This is a genomic window from Actinoplanes campanulatus (assembly GCF_014647795.1).
Lineage (GTDB): Bacteria > Actinomycetota > Actinomycetes > Mycobacteriales > Micromonosporaceae > Actinoplanes > Actinoplanes campanulatus.
In genome coordinates this window covers 990,534-1,014,916 of sequence record NZ_BMPW01000001.1, presented here as the reverse complement: position 1 = coordinate 1,014,916, position 24,383 = coordinate 990,534, and the positions used below count along the sequence as shown (strand labels likewise).

At 71.0% G+C, this 24,383-nt stretch carries 29 protein-coding genes; 15 read left to right on the top strand and 14 right to left on the bottom strand.

Features of this window, described 5'->3' with window-relative positions:
- Position 1 precedes the first annotated feature (1 nt).
- On the top strand, positions 2-217 hold the full coding sequence (locus tag IEZ13_RS04520) for a hypothetical protein (protein WP_183216903.1): 216 nt from the start codon (positions 2-4) through the stop codon (positions 215-217).
- Positions 218-221: 4 nt separating this feature from the next.
- Here IEZ13_RS04520 and IEZ13_RS04515 read toward each other — a convergent pair whose 3' ends face one another.
- Both IEZ13_RS04515 and IEZ13_RS04510 read right to left on the bottom strand, forming a co-directional pair.
- On the bottom strand, positions 222-569 hold the full coding sequence (locus tag IEZ13_RS04515) for a thioredoxin family protein (protein WP_203833597.1): 348 nt from the start codon (positions 567-569) through the stop codon (positions 222-224).
- The gene (locus IEZ13_RS04510) at positions 551-913 is read right to left on the bottom strand and encodes a MerR family transcriptional regulator (protein WP_183216901.1); all 363 of its coding nucleotides are present in this window, start codon (positions 911-913) and stop codon (positions 551-553) included. Before IEZ13_RS04510 ends, IEZ13_RS04515 begins: the two co-directional genes overlap by 19 nt.
- 65 nt (positions 914-978) lie before the next feature.
- On the opposite strand from IEZ13_RS04510, the gene IEZ13_RS04505 reads away from it, so the two are divergent.
- Together IEZ13_RS04505 and IEZ13_RS04500 are read left to right on the top strand one after the other, a co-directional pair.
- On the top strand, positions 979-1,830 hold the full coding sequence (locus IEZ13_RS04505; RefSeq protein ID WP_183216900.1) for a patatin-like phospholipase family protein: 852 nt from the start codon (positions 979-981) through the stop codon (positions 1,828-1,830).
- A gap of 23 nt (positions 1,831-1,853) precedes the next feature.
- Entirely contained in the window at positions 1,854-2,873 is a 1,020-nt protein-coding gene (locus IEZ13_RS04500) for a 1-acyl-sn-glycerol-3-phosphate acyltransferase (protein WP_372441799.1), read from the top strand.
- On the opposite strand, the gene IEZ13_RS04495 is transcribed toward IEZ13_RS04500, so the two are convergent.
- Positions 2,870-3,613 carry a hypothetical protein gene (locus IEZ13_RS04495; protein WP_183216898.1) on the bottom strand — a complete coding sequence of 248 codons (744 nt, stop codon included), beginning with the start codon at positions 3,611-3,613 and terminating at the stop codon, positions 2,870-2,872. The two genes, IEZ13_RS04500 and IEZ13_RS04495, sit on opposite strands and share 4 nt — an antisense overlap.
- 140 nt (positions 3,614-3,753) lie before the next feature.
- On the opposite strand from IEZ13_RS04495, the gene IEZ13_RS04490 reads away from it, so the two are divergent.
- Positions 3,754-4,902, top strand: a complete 1,149-nt coding sequence (locus tag IEZ13_RS04490; protein WP_183216897.1) for an FHA domain-containing protein — start codon at positions 3,754-3,756, stop codon at positions 4,900-4,902.
- A gap of 40 nt (positions 4,903-4,942) precedes the next feature.
- Here the strand turns inward: IEZ13_RS04490 and rocD are convergent, their stop codons facing one another.
- The 4 genes from rocD to IEZ13_RS04470 form a co-directional block, all read right to left on the bottom strand.
- On the bottom strand, positions 4,943-6,157 hold the full coding sequence (rocD, locus tag IEZ13_RS04485) for an ornithine--oxo-acid transaminase (RefSeq protein WP_183216896.1): 1,215 nt from the start codon (positions 6,155-6,157) through the stop codon (positions 4,943-4,945).
- Positions 6,154-6,951 carry a dimethylargininase gene (gene ddaH / locus IEZ13_RS04480; RefSeq protein WP_183216895.1) on the bottom strand — a complete coding sequence of 266 codons (798 nt, stop codon included), beginning with the start codon at positions 6,949-6,951 and terminating at the stop codon, positions 6,154-6,156. The genes rocD and ddaH overlap by 4 nt, the downstream gene beginning before the upstream one ends.
- Positions 6,952-7,144: 193 nt before the next feature.
- Positions 7,145-7,645, bottom strand: coding sequence for a Bax inhibitor 1 family protein (locus IEZ13_RS04475; RefSeq protein WP_183216893.1), 501 nt, complete (start codon positions 7,643-7,645; stop codon positions 7,145-7,147).
- Positions 7,646-7,731: 86 nt separating this feature from the next.
- Positions 7,732-8,337, bottom strand: a complete 606-nt coding sequence (locus IEZ13_RS04470) for an ATP-dependent Clp protease proteolytic subunit (RefSeq protein WP_183216891.1) — start codon at positions 8,335-8,337, stop codon at positions 7,732-7,734.
- Between the two features lie 91 nt (positions 8,338-8,428).
- Between IEZ13_RS04470 and IEZ13_RS04465 the strand changes: the two genes are divergently transcribed.
- Positions 8,429-9,265, top strand: coding sequence for an Fpg/Nei family DNA glycosylase (locus IEZ13_RS04465; protein ID WP_183216889.1), 837 nt, complete (start codon positions 8,429-8,431; stop codon positions 9,263-9,265).
- On the opposite strand, the gene IEZ13_RS04460 is transcribed toward IEZ13_RS04465, so the two are convergent.
- Both IEZ13_RS04460 and IEZ13_RS04455 read right to left on the bottom strand, forming a co-directional pair.
- Positions 9,237-10,502: a polysaccharide deacetylase family protein gene (locus IEZ13_RS04460; protein WP_229794432.1), complete on the bottom strand. Its 1,266-nt coding sequence runs from the start codon at positions 10,500-10,502 to the stop codon at positions 9,237-9,239. The two genes, IEZ13_RS04465 and IEZ13_RS04460, sit on opposite strands and share 29 nt — an antisense overlap.
- 182 nt (positions 10,503-10,684) lie before the next feature.
- Entirely contained in the window at positions 10,685-11,857 is a 1,173-nt protein-coding gene (locus IEZ13_RS04455; protein WP_183216887.1) for a carboxylate-amine ligase, read from the bottom strand.
- A gap of 137 nt (positions 11,858-11,994) precedes the next feature.
- Between IEZ13_RS04455 and IEZ13_RS04450 the strand changes: the two genes are divergently transcribed.
- Positions 11,995-13,371 (top strand): carbohydrate-binding protein, encoded by a 1,377-nt coding sequence (locus tag IEZ13_RS04450; RefSeq protein WP_183216885.1) that lies wholly within the window; start codon positions 11,995-11,997, stop codon positions 13,369-13,371.
- Positions 13,372-13,380: 9 nt separating this feature from the next.
- Here the strand turns inward: IEZ13_RS04450 and IEZ13_RS04445 are convergent, their stop codons facing one another.
- Positions 13,381-14,028 carry a DedA family protein gene (locus tag IEZ13_RS04445; RefSeq protein WP_183216883.1) on the bottom strand — a complete coding sequence of 216 codons (648 nt, stop codon included), beginning with the start codon at positions 14,026-14,028 and terminating at the stop codon, positions 13,381-13,383.
- Positions 14,029-14,154: 126 nt separating this feature from the next.
- On the opposite strand from IEZ13_RS04445, the gene IEZ13_RS04440 reads away from it, so the two are divergent.
- Genes IEZ13_RS04440 through IEZ13_RS04415 form a run of 6 tightly spaced genes read left to right on the top strand, consistent with a single transcriptional unit; the run spans position 14,155 to position 19,873 of the window.
- Positions 14,155-14,502 carry a PadR family transcriptional regulator gene (locus IEZ13_RS04440; protein WP_183216881.1) on the top strand — a complete coding sequence of 116 codons (348 nt, stop codon included), beginning with the start codon at positions 14,155-14,157 and terminating at the stop codon, positions 14,500-14,502.
- Complete coding sequence (locus IEZ13_RS04435) at positions 14,499-15,512, top strand: hypothetical protein (RefSeq protein WP_183216879.1); 1,014 nt, start codon at positions 14,499-14,501, stop codon at positions 15,510-15,512. The genes IEZ13_RS04440 and IEZ13_RS04435 overlap by 4 nt, the downstream gene beginning before the upstream one ends.
- On the top strand, positions 15,505-17,151 hold the full coding sequence (locus IEZ13_RS04430) for an alpha-amylase family protein (protein ID WP_183216877.1): 1,647 nt from the start codon (positions 15,505-15,507) through the stop codon (positions 17,149-17,151). Before IEZ13_RS04435 ends, IEZ13_RS04430 begins: the two co-directional genes overlap by 8 nt.
- 49 nt (positions 17,152-17,200) lie before the next feature.
- Entirely contained in the window at positions 17,201-17,965 is a 765-nt protein-coding gene (fabG, locus tag IEZ13_RS04425; RefSeq protein WP_183216875.1) for a 3-oxoacyl-ACP reductase FabG, read from the top strand.
- 47 nt (positions 17,966-18,012) lie between these two features.
- On the top strand, positions 18,013-18,411 hold the full coding sequence (locus IEZ13_RS04420) for a hypothetical protein (RefSeq protein ID WP_183216873.1): 399 nt from the start codon (positions 18,013-18,015) through the stop codon (positions 18,409-18,411).
- Between the two features lies 1 nt (position 18,412).
- A complete protein-coding gene (locus tag IEZ13_RS04415) occupies positions 18,413-19,873 on the top strand; it encodes a glutathionylspermidine synthase family protein (protein WP_183216871.1) in 1,461 nt (486 codons plus the stop codon).
- A 211-nt stretch (positions 19,874-20,084) separates the two neighbouring features.
- Here the strand turns inward: IEZ13_RS04415 and IEZ13_RS04410 are convergent, their stop codons facing one another.
- Together IEZ13_RS04410 and IEZ13_RS04405 are read right to left on the bottom strand one after the other, a co-directional pair.
- Complete coding sequence (locus IEZ13_RS04410) at positions 20,085-20,507, bottom strand: hypothetical protein (RefSeq protein WP_183216869.1); 423 nt, start codon at positions 20,505-20,507, stop codon at positions 20,085-20,087.
- Positions 20,500-20,865: a hypothetical protein gene (locus IEZ13_RS04405; protein ID WP_183216867.1), complete on the bottom strand. Its 366-nt coding sequence runs from the start codon at positions 20,863-20,865 to the stop codon at positions 20,500-20,502. Before IEZ13_RS04405 ends, IEZ13_RS04410 begins: the two co-directional genes overlap by 8 nt.
- A 76-nt stretch (positions 20,866-20,941) precedes the next feature.
- On the opposite strand from IEZ13_RS04405, the gene IEZ13_RS04400 reads away from it, so the two are divergent.
- The gene (locus tag IEZ13_RS04400) at positions 20,942-21,835 is read left to right on the top strand and encodes a Gfo/Idh/MocA family protein (protein WP_183216865.1); all 894 of its coding nucleotides are present in this window, start codon (positions 20,942-20,944) and stop codon (positions 21,833-21,835) included.
- Here IEZ13_RS04400 and IEZ13_RS04395 read toward each other — a convergent pair.
- Complete coding sequence (locus tag IEZ13_RS04395) at positions 21,832-22,014, bottom strand: hypothetical protein (protein WP_229794462.1); 183 nt, start codon at positions 22,012-22,014, stop codon at positions 21,832-21,834. The genes IEZ13_RS04400 and IEZ13_RS04395 overlap by 4 nt on opposite strands.
- Before the next feature lie 325 nt (positions 22,015-22,339).
- Between IEZ13_RS04395 and IEZ13_RS04390 the strand changes: the two genes are divergently transcribed.
- Entirely contained in the window at positions 22,340-22,666 is a 327-nt protein-coding gene (locus tag IEZ13_RS04390) for a hypothetical protein (protein WP_183216863.1), read from the top strand.
- A gap of 7 nt (positions 22,667-22,673) precedes the next feature.
- Here the strand turns inward: IEZ13_RS04390 and IEZ13_RS04385 are convergent, their stop codons facing one another.
- A complete protein-coding gene (locus IEZ13_RS04385; RefSeq protein WP_183216861.1) occupies positions 22,674-23,654 on the bottom strand; it encodes a helix-turn-helix transcriptional regulator in 981 nt (326 codons plus the stop codon).
- Between the two features lie 290 nt (positions 23,655-23,944).
- Here IEZ13_RS04385 and IEZ13_RS04380 point away from each other — a divergent pair, with 290 nt between their 5' ends.
- A complete protein-coding gene (locus IEZ13_RS04380; RefSeq protein WP_183216858.1) occupies positions 23,945-24,301 on the top strand; it encodes an STAS domain-containing protein in 357 nt (118 codons plus the stop codon).
- Positions 24,302-24,383 lie beyond the last annotated feature (82 nt).

Below are 24,383 nucleotides of genomic sequence, written 5' to 3'. Positions count from 1 at the left end.
CATGTTGTGCTGGTTCTGCGCCGAGGGGGCGCGTGCGATCTGCCGGTTCTGCGGGCGCGGGGTGTGCGCCGAGCACGCGCGCTTCGGGCCGTACCTGCTGGAGGTGACCCGGTCGGCCCGCCGGGACCGGGCCGAGGCGCTGGTGGTCGAGGACGCGGTGCAGTGCGGCACCTGCCGTCCCCGGCCACAGCCGGTCGCGATGCCGGAGCTGGACTAGCCGGCTAGACGTTCGCGTACGGCGTGATGAGGTTGGTGATCGCCGGCCGGAGCACCGACTTCGGCCGGGCGCCGACGATCGTCTGGGTGACCGTCCCGTCCCGGAGGAACAGCAGGGTCGGCATGGAGTGCACCCGGTAGGCGATGGTGGTCGACGGGTTGGCGTCCACGTCCAGGGTGGCGATCAGCACCCGGTCGCCGAACTCGCCGGCCAGCTCGCTCAGCACCCGCTTCAGCGGCCCGCACGGCGGGCACCACTGGGCCCAGAAGTCGACGAGCACCGGGACCTTCGCCGACAGCACGATCTCGGCGAAGGTGGCGTCGGTGACGGTGGTCAGGGTGTCATCTGGCATCGGATCTCCTTCAACTGGTCCTGGAGCCGCTCCCGTACGCCGGTGAGGCGGTCCAGCAGGTCGTCCACTTCGGCCAGTCGCCGCCGCAGCACGACCGCCGACTCCGGGCAGACGTGCCCGGCGCTGTTGCCGGCCCGCAGGCAGGCGACGAACGGTTTGATGTCGTCCACGCCGAATCCGTCGGCGAGCAGCGTGCGGATCTCGTGCACCACGCGCAGTTCCGCGTCGTCGTACTGCCGGTAACCGTTGGCGTCCCGGCGCGGACGGATCAGCCCGTGCTCCTCGTAGTAGCGCAGCGTTCGCGGGCTGGTGCCGGCCCGGTCGGCCAGCTCTCCGATAAGCATGAGCCGACGGTAAGCCCTGACATCGGTGTCAGGGCAAGGATGAAAGATCGTGCGAGGATGGTGACATGGTCGACGGTCCGGTGGCTTTCGTGCTCGGCGGCGGGGGCGTGCTCGGCGCGGTCGAGGTCGGCATGCTGCGGGCGCTCTTCCGGGCCGGGTTCCGCCCGGACCTGGTGGTGGGCACGTCGATCGGTGCGGTGAACGGCGCTCTGGTCGCCGCCGACCCGGCCGAGCACGTCACCGAGCGCCTGGTCCGGCTCTGGACGTCGCCGGAGGCCGCCGCGGTGTACGGCGACTCGCTCGGCCGCCAGATGCGCCGGTTCGCCGCCCGTACCCATCTGCACTCGCCCCGCCCGCTGCGCCGCCTGCTGGAGAGCGAGCTGGGGGAGAACGCCACGTTCGCCGATCTGAAGGTGCCGTTCCACTGCTGTGCGGCAAGCATCGAGCGGGCCGCCGAGCACTGGTTCGACAGCGGCCCGCTGGTCGACGCGGTGGTCGCCTCGTCGGCCGTGCCGGGGCTGCTGCCGCCCATGGAGATCGACGGCGAGCACTACGTCGACGGCGGGATCGTCAACTCGATCCCGATCGGCGAGGCCGTCCGGCTCGGAGCGAAACTCATCTTCGTGCTCCAGGTCGGCCGGGTGGAACGCCAGCTCAGCGTGCCGAAGCGGCCGTGGGAGGTGGCGCAGGTGGCGTTCGAGATCGCCCGGCGGCACCGGTTCGCCCGCGAGCTCGCGTCGCTGCCGGACGACGTCCGCGTCCACGTGCTGCCGAGCGGCGGCGGGGAGAACCGGGACGACTCGCCGTGGGCGTACCGGGACATGGCCGCGGTGGGGCGCCGGATCAGCCGGGCCTACACCGCCTCCCGCCGCTACCTGACCGCCAACGTGAACCCGCTGCCGGGGCCGGGCCGCTGATGCCCCCGGTCTGGGTGCGCCGCATGGTGATCGCCCCGGCCGTCGTGCTGCTCGCCTTCACCCTGCTCACCACCCTGCCGGTCTGGCTGCTGATCGCGCTGGCCGTCTCGCCCGTGGTGCCGGGCCGGCTGCGGGTGCCCCGGGTGGTCTTCCTGCTCATCGTCTACCTGGTGTGGGACGCCGTGGCGCTGGCCGGGCTCGCGGTGCTCTGGGTGGCATCCGGTTTCGGCTGGAGGATCCGCGGCCCCGCTTTTCAGCGGGCGCACTACGTGCTGACCGGCTGGTTCCTGCGCAGCCTCTTCTGGTTCGCCCGCTGGTCGCTGCACCTGACGATCGACGTGGTCGGCACCGACCCGGACACCGCGCAGCCCGGCCGCCCGGAGATCGTGGTGAGCCGGCACGCCGGGCCGGGCGACTCCTTCACCCTGATCCACGCGCTGGTCAACTGGTTCGCGCGGGAGCCGCGGATCGTGCTGAAGGCGGCCCTGCAGTGGGATCCGGCGGTGGATGTGCTGCTCAACCGTCTGCCCAACCGGTTCATCTCGCCGGGCCGCACCGGGACGGCGACGCTGGAGCAGCAGATCGGTGAGCTGGCCACCGGACTGGACGACAACGACGCCTTCGTGATCTTCCCGGAGGGCGGCAACTTCACGCTCCGCCGTAGGGCCAGTGCCATCGCCCGGCTGTGGTCCCGTGGTCTGCACGACCTGGCGGCCAGGGCGGAGAGTCTGAACAACCTGCTGCCGCCGAAGCCGGGCGGGCTCTTCGCCGCGATCGACGCGGCCCCGGACGCCGGGGTGATCTTCGTGGCGCACACCGGCCTGGACCGGATGACGAGCGTCGCCGACGTGTGGCGGGAGCTGCCGATGGACAAGCGGCTGGTGATGCGGTTCTGGAGTGTGCCGCCGGAGGAGGTGCCCACCGGCGAACAGGAGCGGATCGACTGGCTCTACGACTGGTGGGCCCGCATCGACGCGTGGATCGACGAGAACCGTCCGGAGCCCCGGCCGCTGTGGACGCGGCCGGGGCGCGCCGAAGCCTAGGCCGTCTGGCTCAGCGACTTGAGCATCTCGGCCGGCATCTCGGTGACCTCGGCGGCCGGCGGGGCCTCCACCGACACCGGGGTGCCGAAGTCGGAGTAGGTGGTCGTCATCTTGCCGGCGCCGGCGCCCAGCGAGCTCATGTCGATGACCAGCTCGGTGAGCCGGCCCTCACCGTCCACCTTGGCGGTGAACGGGACGGCGGACGCCTTGTCGCCCAGGGCCTTCAGCGACTCCGGGTCGACGGTCGGCGACTTGGTCATGTCGAGCGTGCCGGAGAACGTGTCCCCGTTCTTCTCCACCTTGACCGCGGTCTGCGCGAAAGCCGACGCGTCCGCCATGTTCTTCGGGTTCATCGAGCTGCTCGCCGGAAGCTTCGACACGTCGAGACGCCACCACTTGGCGCCCGCGGTGGCGCCGTACTTCATGAACATCTCATCGCCGACCAGGCGGACCGCGATCTCCATGGTCTGCCCGGCGGCGCCGACGCTCATCACCATGTCGACCTTCTTGCCGGCGAGGTCGGACACGCCGCTCGCCTCGATGCCGCCCGGCATCTCCATCTTCATCTTCATCGTCTCGGTGCCGAGCTTCTTCGACGCGGCGACGAACTCGGCCAGCGGGTCGGCGGCGGCCTGCGTGGTGGCCGCGGGCTTCGAGTCGGTGGTGGCCGAACCGCAGCCACCCATCCCGGTGAGGGCCGCGATCGTCACCGTGACGACGGCCAGCCGTTGGAACCTCATGTGTGTCTCCTTGTCGATTCGTCGAGCGGCGCCCACCATAGCGGCCAGGTCCGACAAATACCGGCCCGATTTCCCCGGCGATCATGGGCGGGGCATGATGGGTCGGAGGGGCCGCACGCGTACGTAACAGGGGAGGACTCGTGAGATTCGAGGTCAGCAAGGTCCTCGATGCCATCGAGGCCCGGCTCACCACCGATCCGGCACTGGCCCGGGGCGTGGTGGATCTGTCAGAGGTGGTCCGTTACGCGGACCTCGACGGGGGCCGCCCGGCCAGTCTGGTCCGCCTAGGTCTGCTGATCGACGCCCTGGGGCGGTATGTGTCGGAGGAGAGCGTCCCGGTCTACGCGGTCGCGCCCCGGGCGCTGCTCTCCGACGCCGACCTGACGTCGAACGAGCGCATGGTGGTGCGCCGCTGGGCGGACGACGGCAAGGTCGAGGTGGTTCCGCAGATCGAGGACCGGGTGCTGGAGGTGGCCGAGATGCTCGGCCTGCCGGTGCTCACCCGTGACCGGGAGGACCGGTTCCGGGACCGCAGGCCGTGGGTGACCGATCCGGGCCGGCTGCTCGCCCTGGTGTCGAACCAGGGCGGCCCGGTGCTGGTGGCCCGGGTCGGCCGGGGCGAGGCGGTGCCGCCGGTGCCGCGGTCCCCGCTGGGTGAGCGGCTGCTCGCCCGAGTGTGGCGCTGCCCACAGATGAACTGCAACACCTACGGCGACGGCGGCGACCCGGACAGCCCGTTCGCCGACATGCGCACCTTCACCAGCCCGGTGTCGCAGCCGCCGCCCGCCCTGCGGGCCGGCGCACCGACCTGCCCCCGGCACGGCGACCGGCTCAAGGACATGGGCGCGCGCCCGGCCACCGAGGTCTTCTCGGTGCGCATCGACGGCGTGATCCGTCAGCGTTTCGTGGTGTCCGAGGACAAGGCCGTGGTGATCGGCCGCGCGCCGGAGGGCGGCGGCGGGGTCATGCTGGGCCAGTGGCTCACCGAGGACGCCCGGAAGTGGATCAGCCGCGGGCACGTCCGGCTGTCGCTGCGCGGCGGTGAGGTGACCGCTCAGGACATCAGCACCAACGGCACCGGGATCCGCCCGGGCGGCTCACTCGACGACGACCAGCGGCTCACGCTGCGCCGCGACGAGCGCCGGGTGCTCGGCCCGGAGGACATCGTCGAGCTCTACGCCCAGGTGCACGTGGGCCGGTCGAAGATGTGGGCGACCGGCGGCGTGGTCCAGCCGGAGTCGGTGATGAGCGAGGCTCCCACCATGGCGTTCCGGCCGGTCGGCCGATAGCGATGCGCCGCCGCCGGTCCGGCGGCGGCGCATGCTCCGATCAACCCTGGAGTACGGCGGCCAGCTGCGCCAGCGCGTGGTCCAGGTCCTCCTCGGTGACCACGAGCGGCGGCGCGAGCCGGATCGTCGACCCGTGGGTGTCCTTGGCCAGCACACCCCGCTCGGCGAGCCGTTCACAGGCCTGCCGGCCGGTCATCAGCACCGGGTCGATGTCCACCCCGGCCCACAGCCCGCGGCCGCGGACCGCCACCACACCGTGGCCGATCAGCGCCTCCAGGCCGGCGTGCAGCCGTGCGCCGAGACGGGCCGAGCGCTCCTGGAACTCGCCGGTGGCGAGCAGCCGGACCACCTCGGCGCCGACCGCGCACGCGAGCGGGTTGCCGCCGAAGGTGGAGCCGTGCTCGCCGGGCCGCAGCACACCGAGGACGGCCTGGTCGGCGGCGACCGCGGAGACCGGCACGATGCCGCCGCCGAGGGCCTTGCCGAGCACGTACATGTCCGGGACGACGCCCTCGTGCTCGATGGCGAAGGTCTTCCCGGTACGCCCGAGCCCGGACTGGATCTCGTCGGCGATCATCAGCACGTTGTTCGTGTCACACAGCTCACGCAGCCCGGCCAGGAACCCGGCCGGCGGCACCAGCACACCGGCCTCGCCCTGGATCGGCTCCATCAGCACCGCCACGGTGTTCGGCGTGATCGCGGCCCGGACCGCGTCCAGATCGCCGTACGGCACCACGACGAACCCGGGCGTGTAGGGCCCGAAGTCGGCCCGCGCCTCCGGATCGGTGGAGAAGCTGACGATCGTGGTGGTACGCCCGTGGAAGTTGTTCGCCGCCACGATGATCTCGGCGCGCTCGTCGGCGACGCCCTTGACCCGGTAGCCCCACTTGCGGGCCACCTTGATCGCGGTCTCCACGGCCTCGGCGCCGGTGTTCATCGGCAGCACCATGTCCTTGCCGCACAGCTCGGCCAGTCCGCGGCAGAACGCGGCGAACTGGTCGTGCACGAAGGCCCGGCTGGTGAGGGTGACCCGGTCGAGCTGGGCGTGCGCGGCGGCGATCAGGCCGGGGTGCCGGTGCCCGAAGTTGAGGGCCGAGTAGCCGGCCAGGAAATCCAGGTAGCGGCGGCCGTCCACGTCGGTCACCCAGGCGCCCTCGGCCTCGGCCACGACCACCGGCAGCGGGTGGTAGTTGTGGGCGGTCCAGCGCTCGGCGTCGGCCAGCGCCCCCGGCGTACGGAATTCAACCGTGGTCATGAACGCACCTCCAGCGTGCAGCACTTGGGTCCGCCGCCGGCCTTGCGCAGCTCGGACATGTCGACCCCGATGGTCCGGTATCCGGCCGCACGCAGCGCGCCGGCCAGGTGGGTGGCCTGCTCGGCCAGCACCACGGTCTCACCGTCGCTGACCGCGTTCAGGCCGAGCACGGCGGCGTCCTCCGGCGTGGCGATGATCGCGTTGGGGAAGAGCTGCCGGAGCACGGCCTGCGAACCGGGCGAGAACGCCTGCGGCAGGTACGCGATGTTGGTCTCGTCCAGCACGCAGAGGGCGGTGTCGAGGTGGTAGTACGCCGGGTCGACGAGCTGGAGGGTGATCACCGGCCGCTGGAGGAACTCCTGGGTCTCGGCGTGCGAGGCGTGCGAGGTCCGGAAGCCGGTGCCGGCCAGCAGCACGTCTCCGGCGAGGAGGATGTCGCCCTCGCCCTCGTTGGTGTGCTTGGGCTCGAGCACGTCGAAGCCGTTCTCACGGAACCAGGCGGCGTACGCCGGGGCCTCGTCGGCCCGCTCGGCGTCGCGGAACTGCACACCCAGGGCCCGGCCGTCGACGACGGTGGCGCCGTTGGCGGCGAAGACCATGTCGGGCAGCCCGGGTAGCGGGTCGATCAGCTCGACGGTGTGGCCGAGACCCAGGAAGGTCTGCCGGAGGTTCTCCCACTGGCTGATGGCCAGCGCGTTGTCGTACGGCGCCGTCGGGTCCATCCAGGGATTGATCCGGTAGGTGACGGCGAAGTGGGTGGGCCGACACATCAGGTAGCGGCGCTTGAACGTCATGGAAGAAAACGGTAGGTCGCGGGGACCGTCGGATGCCCCTGATCAACCATGCGTGACGCGGCCGATCGTTGCGTGATCGCGGCGGCCCGCGGCGATTCGTTGCAAAGGCCCCGGCGGGGCGGCGAACCGCCACCCATGCCGGGGCCTTGGCGTCCTCCGCGAACCGCTGAAGGACTTGTGAGACGAATACCCGTCAGATCCGGTTCGCAAACTGTGAGTCGAGCCACGTTCTGAGTTCCCCCGCCGAGTGGGTGCCGGTGTCCAGCCACCAGACCTGACCGGTCAGCGCGAGCACGCCCAGCACGATCGCGCCGATGGACAGGACCATCCCGATCAGCGCGCTGGTCTTGCCGGCCACGTGCCGCTTACGGGTCGCGAAGACGCCGGCGAGCGAGATGATCAGGGCTACCGCGGCGACGCCGACGCCGTACCCCAGAAGGGGGCCGGAGAGCACGAGCATCGCGCCCGCCACCGCGAGGATGAGGCCGAGGGTGGCCAGGAAGCCGGTCCGGGCCCGCGGAGCGGGCGACGGGATGGCGACCGGCTCGGAGATGGTCCGGGCGCGCTCGGTCTCGGAGCGGACCGGGGGCAGGGTCGTGGTGGTCGCGCCGTCGTCCCGGCGGGGGGTCACCGGAGTCCGCCCGGTGGCCGTGTCCTCATCCGTGGACTGGCGCGGGAAGGTAGGAATCCGCACGTCAGCACCTCCTTGTCAGGTTCTGACGTGGTTATGTACCCGCGCCGCCCGGAATTGACACGGGCGGCGCGGGTGACGGTCCTTCCTCAGACCAGCGAGGACACCGCGTTCACGTCGGTCGCCTTGGCGATCACGTGGTCGACGAGGCCGTACTCCTTCGCCTGCTGGGCGGTGAACCAGCGGTCCCGGTCCGAGTCGCGCTCGATCTCCTCCGGGGTGTGCCCGGTGTGGAAGGCGATCCGTTCGTTCATCACCTGCTTGATGTGCAGCATGCTCTCGGCCTGGATGGCGATGTCCGCGGCGGTGCCGCCGATGCCGCCGGAGAGCTGGTGCATCATCACCCGGGCGTGCGGCAGCGCGTACCGCTTACCGGGGGTGCCGGAGCAGAGCAGGAACTGGCCCATCGAGGCGGCCATGCCCATCGCGATGGTGGCCACGTCGTTCTTGATGTATTGCATGGTGTCGTAGACCGCCATGCCGGCGCTGATCGAGCCGCCCGGAGAGTTGATATAGAGAGCGATGTCGCGCTCGGAGTCCTCGGAGGCGAGCAGGAGCATCTGCGCGCAGATCCGGTTGGTCACCTCGTCGTTCACCTCGCTGCCGAGGAAGATGATCCGCTCCCGCAGCAGCCGGTCGAACACCTGGTCGTCGAAGGACGCGCCGCCGCCCCGCATGGTCGTCTCAATGCTCATGAACCCACCTTCTCCCACTCGGTCCCCGGATCCCAGCGATTCGCCTCAGGGCGAATCCGCTCACGGCATAATGCCCGGCTACCTTTGGTGCGTGCCGGAGGGACATACCATTCACCGCCTCGCGACCCGCCACCGTGAGCTCTTCGCCGGGCATCCGGTGCGGGCGCACAGCCCGCAGGGCCGCTTCACCGCGGGGGCCGCCCTCATCGACGGGCGTGTGCTGCTCGACACCGAGGCGTGCGGCAAGCATCTGCTGCACCACTACGAGGGCGATCGCATCCTGCACGTCCACCTCGGGCTGTACGGCAAGTTCGCCGACGGCGAGCTGCCCGCCCCCGCCCCGGTCGGCCAGCTGCGGATGGTCCTGACCGGTTCTGGTCACTGGCTGGAGCTGCGCGGCCCGACCGCCTGCGAGGTCCTCGACCCGGCCGCGGCCGACCTGCTGCGGGCCCGTCTGGGCGCCGACCCGCTGCGCGACGACGCCGACCCGGCGTTCGCGTACGGCCGGATCCGGTCCAGCACCAAACCGCTGTCCGCGTTGCTCCTGGACCAGTCCATCGTGGCCGGTTGCGGCCTGATCTACGCCAACGAGGTGCTGTTCCGGGCCGGCCTGTCGCCGGCCACCCCGGGCGTCGCGATCGACCCGGACCGCTGGACGGCGATCTGGGACGATCTGCGGGCGCTCATGAAGGAGGGCGTGGCCCGCGGCCGGATCGACACGGTGCACACCGAGCACACCCCGGAGGCGATGCGCCGGGCGCCGCGGGTGGACCGGCACGGCGGCGAGGTGTATGTCTACCGCCGCCCCGGCCAGCCCTGCCTGGTCTGCGGCACCCCGATCGCCCGGGGCCCGATGGCCGGGCGCAACCTCTACTGGTGCCCGGCCTGCCAGCCGCCGGTCACAGCGCCGCGGAAGCGCTCGGCGTAGCGGACGGCGTCTCGGCCGGGGCGGTCGAGGGCGTGGGCGTGGGCTCCGACGGGGTGGGGGTCGGCTCGGACGCCGCGCCCGGGACGCCGACCTGGAAGTTCTCCACCAGCCAGGGGAGCAGTTCGGCGTACGCGGCCGTGGTGTCCGGCTGGTTGAAGTCGTGCGACAGCACGATCGCGCCCGGCCGGGTCTCCTTCCTGACCTGCGCGACGATCCGCTTCACGTGCTGCTCGGAGGTCTCGCCCTCGGGGTGCTCCCAGTCGCGCGGGTCCACCTCCCAGTAGAGGGAGGTCATGCCGTCGCCGTACGCCGTCTTGACCAGCCGGTCGGTGAAATTGCCGCCGGGCGCCCGGAAGTAGGGGATCTCGGCATCCGGTACGGCCGCGCGGATCGCCGCGTTCGTCCGTTCCAGATCAGCGAGGATCTGGTTGGGCTTCTTCTTGCCGATCCGCAGGTCGTGGCTCCAGGTGTGGTTGCAGAGCACGTGCCCGGCGTCGGCGATCTGCCGGACCAGGTCCGGATGCCGCCGCGCCTGCGTGCCGACCAGGCAGAACACCGCCTTCACCTGATGCTTCTCCAGCAGTGCCAGGATTTTCGGCGTCTCCTCCGGGTCCGGCCCGTCGTCGAAGCTCAGCATCACCACCTGCGATCCGGTGGTGCGCAGCGAGTTGAACGGCCCATCGCCGACCGGGACCACGACCTGCTCCGGCCGCTTCTCGGTGGGCTGGACGGTGGGCGTGACCGACGGCGCCGGCGGTGAGGGCGCCACCGACGGGTCGACGGCCGCCGGAAGGGCCTGGACCGGGTCCGGCTCGGCCTTCTTCTCCGGCTTCTTCTTCTCGCTCTTGCTGATCACGCCGACCGCCTCGGCGGCGGCCGTCATCACGCTGTTGCTCTCCCCGCCGGACTGCGGGATCGGCACGGCGGTGAGCAGCAGACCCGCGGCGACGAGCGTGCCGAGCAGCACCTGCGGCCGGTTCCGGGCGGCCTGCACCCAGGCCTCCACCGGCAGGCTGTTGGGCGCGCGATGCGCGCCGGCGGATGCCCGGTCCGTCGTGGACCCGCGCCGGTTCTGCGCGTGCCTGGCCTCCGCGGCGCGCGTCCGGCGGGCGGCTGTCCGGGAGGATCCATACGATTCGTCCGCCCCGGCGCGGTGCCGTGCGGAGCCGCCGCCGTCCAGGAAGGCGACCCGGGGAACCGGGATCCGGGGCAGGGGGACGGTTGACGCGTCTGGCACCCGGTGCCGCCCCACCGGTCTGTCCCCTTGGGACGTCGGCGCTGGTGAGAGCGAAGAGTGCGGCGGCATCCGTCATGCCTACCGTGCCGCAAGATCAAGCGCGATACCGAATTAGTCACCTTGTCGGCACACGCGGTGATATTTCCAGCTCATGTTATGCGACTACGGAGCGCAAACATCCGTCAGATCGATGAAGTAGCGTCCTCTCCACGGGTGGCGGCGGCCAGCCAGGTCACCACATCGGCCACCGAACCACCCCGGGCCAGCAGCGCCCGCTGCCGTGCCGCGCCGGTCCCGTGCTCGCGCAGCCGTCCCATCAGGAGGGTGACGGTGGCCAGGTCGCCGTGCCGGTCCAGCTCCGGCCGCACGTAGTCGAAGAGCTGCCGGAGCAGGCGCCAGGCCGGGCGTGGCTGCCGGGTGGCCATGTCGATGTTCAGCCCCTCGAGGCCGTCGTGCGCGGCCCGCCAGTGCGCCGCCATCAGCAGCGGGTGCGGCACGTCCGGCGCCTCCACCCCGGCGCGCACCTCGTGGAGCAGGGTGGCGACCAGGGCCCGGGTCAGCGCGGCGAGCAGCACGGCGTCGTCGGTCGTGGGCATCACGTCGCCCATCCGGATCTCCACGGTGGGGTAGTGCGCGGAGAGCCGGGCGTACCAGTAGAGCATCCCCTCGTCGAGCATCGCGCCGCTCTGCTGGAGGTCGGCGACCAGGGTCAGGTAGTGCTCGTGCGACCGCAGGTACGGCGTCGGCCCCACGGTGGGCCACCGCTCCCACATCATCGAGCGCCAGCTGGCGTACCCGGTCTCGTGCCCGGCGAAGAGCGGTGAGTTGGCCGTGGCCGCCTGGAACACCGGCAGCCACGGGCGCAGGTGGTTGAGCACGCGGACGCCGGTCTCCGGGTCGGGGATGCTGACGTGCACGTGGGTGCCGCACATGCCCTGGCCGGGGGAGAGGTCGCCGAAGTGCTCCCGCATCCGGTGGTAGCGCGGGTCGTCGACGATCCGGATGCAGGGCCCGGCGGCCGGCCCGGTGCCGACCGCGAGCAGGCGCGCGCCGGCCCGTGCGGCGGCGTCGGCCACCCCGGCGCGCAGCCGGCGCAGGGCCGCGGCGAGGTCGTCCAGCTCCAGCTGCGGCGGGCCGGCCACCTCGATCTGGCTGCGCTGGTACTCGTGCTGCACCACGTCCCGCAGTTCCCCGGGCACCTCGGCGAAGACCTTCTCGACGGCCTCGACGGCGTGCGGCTCCACCGCGTCGACCAGGAGGTACTCCTCCTCGACGCCGAGGGTGAGCAGGTCTTCGCGTTCGGCCTTGGCGGCGAGTTCGGGGGAGATCGCCGTGCCCTCGGTGGCGGTTGTCATGGGCACCGGGATACCCGGCGCCCTCTCCCCGGAAACGATCGGTGAACTTCCATGTTGACAACTCCCGGAAACAAGCGTGCAATCTGTGAGAGCGCTCTCTCCCGACAAATCCCCCTCCCCGTGAAAGGCGCGTCCCCATGAAAATCCCCCGACGCATACTCGCCGTGGCCACCGCGGTGCTCGCGGTCGGCGCCTCGGTCACCTTCGTCGCCCAGGCCGAGGCCGCCGTCCCCTCCGCCCCGGCGGGGATGAGCCTGGTCTTCAGCGACGACTTCACCGGCGCGGCCGGCACCGGCCTCAACCGCTCCAACTGGCTCTACTCCACCGGCACCGGCTATCCCGGCGGCGCGTCCAACTGGGGCACCGGCGAGATCGAGACGATGACCGACTCGACCGCGAACGTCTACCAGGACGGCGGCGGCAACCTGGTGATCAAGCCGATCCGGGACTCCGCCGGCCGGTGGACCTCCGGCCGGGTCGAGACCCAGCGCACCGACTTCGCCGCCCCGACCGGCGGGAAGATGCGGATGGAGGCGCGGATCCAGCAGCCCAACGTGACCGGCGCGGCCGCGGCCGGCTACTGGCCGGCGTTCTGGGCGCTCGGCGCGGCGGCCCGCCCGGTCGGCGCGACCAACTGGCCGAGCATCGGCGAGATCGACATCCTGGAGAACATCAACGGCCGCTCCAGCGTCTTCTCGGCCCTGCACTGCGGCAGCAACCCCGGCGGGCCGTGCAACGAGACCACCGGGCTGACCAGCGGTGAGCGGGCCTGCAACGGCTGTCTCGGCAGCTTCCACACCTATGCCATGGAGTACGACCGGAGCACCTCCCCGGAGCAGCTGCGGTTCTACCTGGACGGGTCCAACTACTTCACCCTGACCTCCACCGCGGTCGACTCCACCACCTGGAACAACGCCCTGCACCACGGGTTCTTCATGATCCTCAACGTGGCGATCGGCGGCGGGTTCCCGGCGGCCTTCGGAGGCGGCCCGACCTCGGCCACCCAGTCCGGCGTGCCGATGTTGATCGACTACGTGGCGGTCTACCAGTCGGGCGGCGGCACCACGCCGACGACCAGCCCCACCCCGACCCCGACCAGCGGCACCAGCCGGGACGCCTACTCCCGGATCGAGGCCGAGTCGTTCAACGGCTCCGCCGGTGTCCAGTTGGAGACCTGCTCCGAGGGCGGCCAGAACGTCAGCTACGTCGCGAACGGTGACTGGCTCCAGTTCAACAACGTCAACTTCGGGACCGGCGGGGTGAAAGACTTCGTGGGCCGGGTCGCGTCCGGTGCGGGAACCGCGGTCAGCGGCCTGGTCGAGGTACGACTGGACAGTCGCAGCAACGCCCCGATCGGCAGTTTCGCCCTGGCCAACACCGGCGGCTGGCAGACCTGGACCTCGGTCCCCGCCAACGTGTCGAACGTGACCGGATCGCACACCGTCTACCTGACCTTCACCAGTGGTCAGCCGGCCGACTTCGTGAACGTGAACTGGATCCAGTTCCGGAAGTGACGGAAGTTCTCACGTGCGGGCGGCGGCGCGCTGCCGCCGCCTGCGCACCTTCTTCACCACCCAGGACGCGATCGCGACGGCGAAGAACGCCATGATCGCGTAGTCGAACCAGTGGCTGTACCTCTCCACATCCTGCCAGCGGGAGCCGAGCGCGTACCCGGCGCCGATGAACAGCGCGTTCCACACCCCGCTACCGATCGCGGTGCAGAGGATGAACCAGCCCATCGGCATGCGGTTGGCGCCCGCCGGGATGGAGACCAGACTGCGCACCACCGGGGCGCACCGGCCGAACAGCACGGCGGCCCGCTCGTGCCGCTCGAACCAGCGGTCCGCCCTGTTCAGGTCGTCCGGGTCGACCAGCGGGATCCGGTCCAGCCAGTGCTTCAGCCGCTCCTCGCCCAGCCCACGGCCCAGCCAGTAGAGCGCCACCGCCCCGAGCAGCGCGCCCAGCGTCGCGGTGACCCAGACCAGGACCGGATTCACCCGGCCCTCGCCGGCCAGGTACCCGGCCATCGACAGGACGATCTCGCTGGGGATCGGTGGGATCAGGTTCTCCAGGGCGACCAGCAGGCCGACCCCCACCTCGCCGAGCGATTCGATCACCGAGGCGACCCAGCCGGTCAGTCCGCCGAGATTGCCGAGATCGCCGTCGGCCATGTGCGCGCCTCCATGGGTTGAGCGTTGGGAACTCTCTACACAGTGCAGCCGGTTGCTGAGAGTTACCCGAGAAAGATGCTGTGAACCGCCCCCCGTATATACCTGTCATCGGTATATGCTTCCGGCATGAGTGAGAGCCCGATGCGGGAGCCGACGTTCCTCGTGCTCACCGCCCTGGCCGAGGAGCCCCGGCACGGTTATGCCGTGATCGAGGACGTGGCCACCATCACCGCGGGGCGGGTCCGGCTGCGCGCCGGCACGCTCTACGCCGCCCTCGACCGGCTGCGCGCCGAGGGCCTGATCGAGGTCGACCGGGAAGAGGTCGTGCAGTCCCGGCTGCGGCGCTACTACCGGCTCACCGGGGCCGGGGCGATGAGCCTGGCCGCCGAGACCGCCCGCCTGCGCAGCCAGGCGACCATCGCCGAGCGGCGCCTGCGTGCCCGCCGCGCCGAACTCGGAGGGGCCCCCGCGTGACGACCCTGGAAGTGCGCTACCGCCGCCTGCTGCGGATCTATCCGTCCGGCCATCGGGCCGCCTACGAGGAGGAGATGGTCGGCGTGCTGATGTCCGGCGCCGAGCCCGGCCGCCGCTTCCCCTCCCCGGCCGACGCGCTGGATCTGCTGCGTGCGGGCCTCACGGCCCGTCTGGGTCACTCCTTCCACACCCAGCGGGGTACGGGGTGGCGCGCCGCCGCCGCGGTCACCGGCCTGTTCGTCGCGCTGGCGCTGGCCGGTGGCGCGGTCAGCCGGCTGGCGGCCGGCCTGCTGCTGTGGGGCCGGGGCGACCCGATGCGCGCCCTCGGCGTCGACGGCCTGATGCTGGCCGACCCGGCGGCGCGCACGACGATCTGGCTCCTGGTCGTCACCGCGGCGGTGCTGGGCCTGCGGCGGGCGACGGTGGCGCTCGCGGCCGTCGGCGTGCTGGTGCAGGCCGGGGCGATGCTCCTGTGGTCGGCGATCGTGCCGGGGTTCGCCATGTTCCTGCTCTGGCAGCTCGGTCTGGCGGTCGTGGTGACCGGCCTGTTCGCGTTCTCCGACCGCCCGGTCCGGGCCGTTCTGAGCGGCCGTGGCCTGGCCCTCGTCGCCGCCGGGACGGTGGTCGCGGCGGCGACCGAGGCGATCGCCCGGTCTCGCGCCCAGGAGCGCCCGTGGTTCGACCCGCGGTTCTTCGAACTGTTCTGGGACCTGGCCTACTACGGGTTGCCGGTTCTGGCCCTGGCCGCCGCGGCGTGGACCGCCGGCCGCCGGGTGCGCGGCCGGATCGCGGTGCTGTCCGCCGTCGTCCTGATGATCGCTTTCGTCCTCCAGGCGCTGGACCAGGTGGTGACCGAGTGGCGCTACTTCGGCCCGACGGTTGGCGGCGTCCTGTCCGCCGTGGTGCTGTTCCTGCTGCCGTTCCTGGTGCTCGGTGGGGGCGTGCTGCTGCTGGGCCTCCGGGAACGTTTGGCCGGCCGGGGCCACGGACATGTAAGGGCGCATGAATGACCGGTGGTACTCGAAAGCCGTCGTCTACTGCCTCGACATCGACTCGTTCGCCGATTCCGACGGCGACGGCTGCGGTGACATCCGCGGCCTGATCGGACGGCTCGACTACCTGGCCCGGCTCGGCGTCAACTGCCTGTGGCTCAACCCGATCCACCCGTCGCCCGGCCGCGACGACGGGTACGACGTGTCCGACTTCTACAACGTGGACCCCCGGTTCGGCAGCCTGGGCGACTTCGCCGAACTGCTGCATCAGGCCGCCAACCGGGGCATCAAGGTGATCATCGACCTGGTGGTGAACCACACCTCGGACCAGCACCCGTGGTTCAGGTCCGCGCGTTCGTCGCCGGACTCGCCGTACCGTGACTGGTTCGTCTGGAGCGAGACCGCTCCGCCGGACCGGGACCAGGGCATGGTCTTCCCCGGCGAGCAGGAGGCCACCTGGACCTACGACCGTACGGCGAAGCTCTGGTACTACCACCGGTTCTACAAGTTCCAGCCCGACCTGAACGTCCGGAACCCCGAGGTCCGGGCCGAGATCAAGAAGATCTGCGCGTTCTGGTTGCAGCTCGGGGTGGCCGGATTCCGGATGGACGCCGTGCCGTTCATCATCGAGGAGACCGAGCCGGGCAACCCGTCCTCGCCGATGGACTTCGGCTTCCTCACCGAGCTGCGCCAGCACGTGCAATGGCGGCGCGGCGACGCGATCCTGCTGGCCGAGGCCAATGTGGAGCCGGAGCGGCTGGTCGCCTACTTCGGCGACGAGAGCGGCTCCGGCAACCGCATCCACATGCTGTTCGACTTCATGCTCAACGCGAAGATGGTGCTCGCCCTGGCCCGGCAGGACCCGGAGCCGATCATCGACGCGCTGCGCGACACGCCGAAGCTGCCGGACGGCGGGCAGTGGGCCAACTTCCTGCGCAACCACGACGAGATCGACCTGTCCCGGCTCACCGCCGAGCAGCGCCGCGAGGTGTTCGAGCGGTTCGGGCCGGACGAGGCCATGCAGCTGTACGGCCGGGGCATCCGCCGTCGCCTGGCCCCGATGCTGGGCAACGACCGGCGCCGGCTGGAACTCGCCTACTCGCTCCAGTTCAGCCTGCGGGGCACTCCCGTGCTGCGGTACGGCGAGGAGATCGGGATGGGCGACGACCTCGCGCTGCCGGGGCGCAACGCCATCCGTACCCCGATGCAGTGGTCCCTGCTGCCGAACGGCGGCTTCTCGAGCGCCGGGGAGAAGGACCTGATCCGGCCGGTGATCTCCGGCGGCGAGTTCGGGTTCGAGAAGGTCAACGTGACCCTGCAACGGCACGATCCGGCGTCGCTGCTGTCCTGGTTCGAGCGGATGATCCGTACCCTCCGGGAGGCCCCCGAGATCGGCAGCGGCCGCTGCACCCACGTCGACGTGCCCGCCCCGCGCGGCGTGCTGGCGCATCGCGCCGACGACGGCACCGGCACCATGCTGTTCGTGCACAACCTGAGCGACGCCGACGCGGTGGTCGATCTCAGCGGCCTGGCCGGGGAGGCCGAGTTCCCGAACGACGTGCTGGCCGACCAGGAGTACCCGGAACCGGACGGACTGGACAAGATCAAGGTCAGCGGGTACGGATACCGGTGGATCCGGATGCGCAGAACCGCCTGACGGGGTTTAGGCTCGCCTCCAATCGCGGAGATCACTGCTGGAGGCCGCAATGTCGCAGTCCGTACCCTCTCGTGTCGCCATCGTGACCGGAGCCGCCCGCGGCATCGGCGCCGCGATCGCCCGCAAGCTCGCGGCCGACGGCCTGGCCGTGGCGGTCGTCGACCTGGACGAGAAGTCCGGCGCCGAGACGGTGGCCGCGATCGAGGAGGCGGGCGGCCGGGCGATCGCCATCGGCGCCGACGTGGCCGACTCCGATCAGGTGGTGGCCGCCGTCGAGCGGACCGTCGCCGAGCTGGGCGCGCCGACCGTGCTGGTCAACAACGCCGGCGTGCTGCGCGACAACCTGCTCTTCAAGATGAGCGAGGACGACTGGGACACGGTGATGGCCGTCCACCTGCGCGGCGCGTTCCTGTTCAGCCGGGCCGTCCAGCAGCACATGGTCGCCGCCGGGTACGGCCGGATCGTCAGCCTCTCCAGCACCTCCGCCCTCGGCAACCGCGGCCAGGCCAACTACGCCGCCGCCAAGGCCGGGCTCCAGGGCTTCACCAAGACCCTCGCGATCGAGCTGGGCAAGTTCGGCATCACGGCGAACGCGGTGGCGCCGGGCTTCATCGTGACCGACATGACCAAGGCGACCGCCGCCCGGATCGGCGTCGACTTCGCCGACTTCGAGAAGCACACGGTGAGCCAGATCCCGGTGGCCCGTGCCGGCCGCCCGGAGGATGTGGCGAACACGGTCGCCTTCCTGGCGAGTGAGGGTGCCGGATTCGTCTCCGGACAGGTGATTTACGTGGCCGGCGGACCGAGGGACTGAGGGAACGTGGTTGCTGGCAACTTGCTGAGAAGAGTTACAAAGAAATCATGAACCGACGCATGAGTTCCCGGACCGTGTCGTTGACCAGCACCTTCCTCCTGCTGGCCGCGGGGGGTACGGCGGCGTGCGACAACGACGAATATGTCGACGAGGGTTTCTACTGTGCCGACGCCAACGGTGTGATCGTCGACGAGGACTACTGCGACGACGACGGTGGCGGCGGCGGGGGCGGGAGCGGCTTCTTCATCTGGCACTCCGCCGGCTACCGGTCGGGTTACCTGGCCGGCCAGAAGCTGCCCTCCGGCGGGTCCAAGTTCGCGTACAACGACGCCGCCTCGCGTGCCAAGTACGGGCTGCCGTCGACCGGGCGGATCAGCAACGGGACGGTCAAGACGAGCGTGGTCGGCAAGGGCGGCGGCGGCTCGTCGAGCAGGTCCGGGGGCTGAGGTGCGGCGGATCCCGTACGGTCCGGTCCGGGACGGTTGGCAGCTCACCAACTACAGTCTCGGGCTGACGTACAACGACGACGTCCTGCCCGACGGGACGGCGTACTCGTACTGGCAGGAGGGCCCGTACTACGAGTTCACCGCGGCCGAGATCGAGGAGCTGGAGGCGGCCACCACCGCCCTCTACGCCATGTGCCTGGAGGCCGGCGACTGGATGGCCGGTCAGTGCCCGCGGCGCACCGCCGAGGGCCGCCGCCAGGGCTTCTTCACCTCGGTCTGCACCGCGGACTCGTGCTTCCTGACCCGTATCGGGATCCCCGAGTACACCCACGAGCAGATCCTCCGGACCTGGTTCGACGGTGACGCCGAGACCTGGACGCACCGCGACAAGGATCCGGACGGCCGCCTGCCGATGCAGACGCCGGACTACTCGCCGACCGTCTACGGCCGTTTCGACCTCTGGTACAACGGCGCCGGCACGGTCCCGAGGCTGCTCGAGTTCAACGCGCAGACGCCGACGTCCCTGGTCGAGGGCGCGGTCATCCAGTGGCACTGGATGGACCAGACCGGTGTGGCCCAGCACGAGTGGCGGCAGTGGAACTCGATCCACGAGCGCCTGGTCGGCTGGGAGGACCAGCCCGGCGAGCCGGGCGATCCGGGCGCGTGGCGGCGCAACATCGCCAAGTTGCGCGAGGCGCGTCCCTGGCTCCCGGAAAAACCCAAGATCTATTTCGCGTACGAGACGAGCGAGACGTCCGGCGAGGACCGGATGAACGTGGCGTACCTGATGGCGACCGCGGAGGAGGCCGGCTTCCCGGTCGAGCTGATCGCGATGAGCCAGATCGGGTGGGACGTGGCCGGCGACCGGGTGCTCTTCGTCCCCGGGCCGGGCCAGGAACACCGGGCCGAGCCGATCGACGTCGTCTTCATGCTCTACCCGTGGGAGTGGTTCTGGCACGAGGAGGGCGGCAAGGCGTTCTTCCGGAACATGGCCGACCCGGAGAAGCGCGGGACGGTGTGGATCGAGCCGCCCTACAAGGCCGCGCTGCTCGGCAACAAGGCCCTGCTCCCGGTGCTGTGGAAGCTCTTCGGCGATGATCCGGAACGGTCGAAGTACCTGCTCCCGTCCTACTTCGCCGAGTCGTCCGGCGCCGGGTCGCTGAGGTCGTACGCGAAGAAGCCGGTCTGGGGCCGCGAGGGTGGCTCGGTCACCCTGGTCCGCGACGGCGTCCCGCTCACCTCGACCCCCTCGGAGTACGGCGCGGACGGCCGCTACATCGTCCAGGAGCTGTGCGAGCTGCCGTCCTTCGACGGCCTGGAGGGCACCGTCCACCCGGTGATCGGCTCCTGGCTGATCGACGGCGAACCGGCCGGCATGGGCATCCGCGAGGGCCTCGGCACCGCCGGTCTAGTGACCACCAACACGTGTAACTTCGTTCCCCATGTTGTTGGTATTGCCTGATTGCTGTGCCTGATTGCTCCGCTTCGCTCCGCGGCAAAACGCCTTGTAACCGGTGACGGGGCGGCTGATTTTCCGCCACCGCAAACCCCGCGGCGTCGGAAAATCAGTCGCCCCGTCACCGGCGGCGTTTTGCGGGTTGTTCTGTGGCATGGGGCTCACTGGAAAGCGGCGGGGTGAGTGGTGGCGCGGGTGTGGTGGACCTACGCCCTTGCTACTCGGGCTTGTGGCGCCAGATCCACCACAAGCCGATGAAAGGCAGGACCAAGGGGACGTAGCCGTAGCCGCTGCCGAAGTTGGACCAGACGGTGGCGTCCGGGAAGTCGCCCTTGTCCAACACGCTCAGGGTGCCGATGATCAGCACGCCGATCAGCTCGATGGTGCAGCTGATCAGGGCGATCCGGCGGCCGCGCGGGCCGCCGCGGGCCAGGCCCACGGTGGCCGCGATGTAGACCAGGCCGGCCATGGCGGACAGCAGGTACGCCAGCGGCGCCTCGTCGAAGTGGGTGGTGATCTGCACCAGTGCGCGGGCGCTCGCGGAGAGGGCGAAGATCCCGTAGACGAGCAGCAGCACCCGGCCGAGGCCGGAGCCGAGCGCGGCGTCGCTGGGGCGGGTAGCGGTGGTTTCCTCAGGCACCGGTCACCGACGCGATCTGCTGCAGGCGCAGCACGAGAACGGGCAGGACGAGGCAGGCGACCCCGAGGATCACGCTGCCCCAGCGGGTCGGCTCCATCTTGGCGAGCACCAGCGCCGTCGGGACGAAGGCGATCGTCGTGATCAGATAGCCGGCGAAGGTCCCGGTGTCGGCCGGGCGGCCGCCGTCGAAGAGGCCGGCCACGGCGACCACGACGAGAACCACGACCAGCGCCGCGAGCACGACGGCGGCGAGCAGGTCGAACCGGCTGGGCGCGCGGTCGAGCGCGGCCCGCAGCAGATACCACGCCGCCAGGACTAGGGCGGCGATGATTGTCGCCACCGACAGGGGACCGTTCACCCGGCCAGGTTACTGAGGGCCTGCCGGCCTGGTAACTTCCGGCCCGGAGATCAGTGACGTGAAGGTGGTCGATCCGGTGCGCTTCGGACTTTTCGGTACGGGCCCGTGGGCTCAGTTGGCACACGCCCCGGCGCTTGCCGACTCACCCGGTGTGGAGTTCGCCGGCGTGTGGGGGCGTGATCCGGAGAAGGCGGCCGCCCTGGCCGGTCAGTACGGCGTCCCCGCCTACACCGACGCGTCCGCCCTGATCGCGGACGTGGACGCGGTCGCGGTCGCCCTGCCGCCGGACGTGCAGGCGCCGCTCGCCGTCGAGGCGGCCACCGCCGGACGGCATCTCCTGCTGGACAAGCCGATCGCCACCCGCACCGCGGACGCCGATGCGCTCGTGGCCGCGGCCGCGGACGTGGCGTCGGTGGTCTTCTTCACCCGCCGGTTCACCCCGGTGCTGGACGACTTCCTGGCCGGGGCGGTCGCGGCCGGCGGCTGGACCGAGGCACGGGTCGACCACCTGGGCTCGATCTTCACGCCGGACAACCCGTTCGGGGCGTCGCCGTGGCGGAAGGAGCGGGGCGGCCTCTGGGACGTCGGCCCGCACGCTCTGGCCCTGGTGCTCCCGGTGCTGGGCCCGGTCGCCGAGGTGGCCGGGATGGCCGGCGGGCGTGACCTCACCCATCTCATGCTGCGGCACATCGGCGGGGCGGTGAGCCGGTTGACGCTCGCCGTCGACGCCCCGCCCGCGGCCGCCCGTGAGGAGGCGGTCTTCGCCGGGGAGGCGGGGGTGTGGAGCGTCCCGCAGGTCGACTGGGCGCCGGTCGACGCGCTGCGCCGTGCCCTCTCCGGGCTGCTGACGGCGGCGGAGGGCGGTGAGCGGCCGTCCTGTGACGTGCGGTTCGGCGCCGAGGTGACCGCGATCCTGGTCGCCGCCGAGCGGGCGGTCACTGAACGGACCACGATCACCCTGGCCGGCTAGGGAACCGTGCGCTCGATCGCGGCGGCGCCGTCGCGCTCGAGCTCGGCTTTGGCGCGGGCGATGTTCTCCGGCGTCGGGTACTTACCCTGCGCGACGGCCAGATCCTCCGGATCCCAGGGCTGCTCAGCGCCTGTCCGCCAGTTCGGTGTGTTCGGCCGGGTCTCGGTGCTGCTCATCATGGCCCCCTCCATGAATCGGGTGTGATCGGCGGATACCCGATTCCGGGCGTTCTACGCGGGGTCGGCAACGAGGACCGGTCGAACTGAGCGCTAACTGGACAGAGCCTGCGCGTTACGGATGGACGCATAGTAGCGAGCCGAATACATTTTCGGCTTGTCACGCGCACCGGGGGGACGGCCCGGTGGCGGCTGTCGCGGGCCCGCGACGACCGCCGGGCGCGTGTCGGGGTGAGGGGATGCATTGCATGACCGACCGCACAGCAAGAGGCACGACGGATTGCACCGCAGCCGGAGCGAAGCCGGCCCGGCTTGGGGGAGCGCCGGCGTGACCAGCCTGTGGGACGCCGAGCGGGACGCGTCCGCGGTGGTCCAGGCCCTGTCCGGCCTGGCCGAACTGCTGCGCGACGTGGAGACGGCCGATCCCCGGGTGCTGCGGAGCCTGGTTGAGAACGGTGAGGCGGCCGCCGAGCGCGTGGTCGCGTTCCTGCGGCAGCAGTGCCGGGCCGGTGACGGCGAGGTGGCCACGGTGCCGCCGCGCCTGGCGGCCTGGAGCGACTGGACACCGCTGCGGGGTCACCTGTTCGGGGCCTCCGCGGCGCCGCGAAGCACCGGAGGGGTGCCACAGCCGCGCCGCTGCGACCCCGGGGAGTGACACCCGATCAGGTGTTCCCGGCCCGCAATGTCTCCGACGGCGAGACGCCGAAACGCTTCCGGTACGCCGACGCGAACCGGCCGAGATGGGCGAACCCCCAGCGGTGCGCCACCTCGGCCACCGTGACGGCGGCCGGATCGCCGTGCCGCAGCGCCTCGTGCGCCCGGGTGAGCCGGACGTCCTGGAGGTAGGCCCTCGGCGCGCAGCCGACGTGCCGCCGGAACCCGGACTGGAGCGAGCGGACGCTGATCCCGGCGATGGCGGCCAGCTCGCCGACCGTGAAGGCGTACTCCGGCTCGTCGGTGATCGCCGCCATGGCCCGGCGGATCGGCCGGGGCGGTCCGGCGGCGGACGGAGTCACCAGCTCCTCGTGGTACCGGTGCGGGACACTGAGCAGCAGTCCGCTGAGCACGCTGCCGCACAGCTGCTCGGCGATGACCGGCTCGTAGATCAGGCTGCTCTCGTGCTCCAGCTCGTCGCGGAGCAGCCGGATGAGCCGGCTCCAGCTGTGCGCCGGCCCCTCGGTCAGGTCGAACGCCGGCGGCAGGTCGATCGGTCCCTCGATCGGGTGACCCAGCAGCCCGGCGAGCTCCGCCTCCAGGGCCCAGCTCTCGATCCGGACGCCCAGCTCCGCGCTGTTTGGCTCGTGCCGCAGGCGGATCCGGTCCCCGGGCCGGAACGCCAGCGCCGTGGCCGGGGTCGCGGTCAGCTCCCGCCCGCCGCGCCGCATCCGTACCAGCCCCGCCGTGGGCAGCGTGACGTGGTAGGCGCCGGCCTCGGCGACCTCCAGAGTTGCGCTACGAGCGAACGTCAGGTGACCCACGGTGAGCGGTCCGAGTTGGATCAGCTCGGCGCCCAGTTCGAGATCGGCCCCGATCGACGCAGGGTGGTAGAAACGATTCAGGACCTCACGGGCACGCTCACCGTCGACACTGTCGAAGTAGACGGATCCCGGCGCCGACGTGGCGCGCGGAAGGGCGTCAACCATTCCGGCCGGAGCTCCAACGCATACGGTGAGTTTCGGTCCGAGTCAGTGGACAGTCAACGTGGCCGCCACGCGGTGACCGTTCCAGCGCATTCCGGCCATATGAACTACTCTGGCGTTCCGCGCCTACGTGGCGTAACTTGCAGACCAGCGGATTGTTGAAGGTACGCGGGTTCCGGTCGGCGTCCTCCAACGATCGCCTCCAGCGCACGGCCCCTTTCTCCGGCCGGCGCACCGAGTGTCCCGCGGCATGTCGGCGTCAGCCCCGGCTGTGCGCCAGAAAGAGGGCAGCTGTGTATCTGCCGATCACGACCCGCCAGCTGGCTGACGGCACCGTCGAGATCGCACCTAGCGGCGAGATCGATCTGGATAACGCACACGTCATGCGGGACGCGGTGAACGACGTCCTGACCGGCATGACGCCGAGCCGGATCTGCCTGGACCTGCAACGGGTGATGCTGATCGACAGCATCGGGATCGGCATCCTGGTCGCCTGCTTCCACACGGCCGCGGCGAGCGGCGTGAAGCTGGTGGTCAGCCACCCGAGCGCCACCGTCTACCGGCAGCTGTGGGTCTCCGGGCTGGTCGGCCTGCTGGGCTGTGCCGAGCCGCCGAGCCCGCGGACCTCGGTGGGCCTGCGCCCGTCCTGATGTCACCCGTCCGGGGAGGGCCGGCCGATCGTGGCCGGCCCCACCGATGGATGCCCTAGTGCGGGGCGGATCCCGCTTCAGT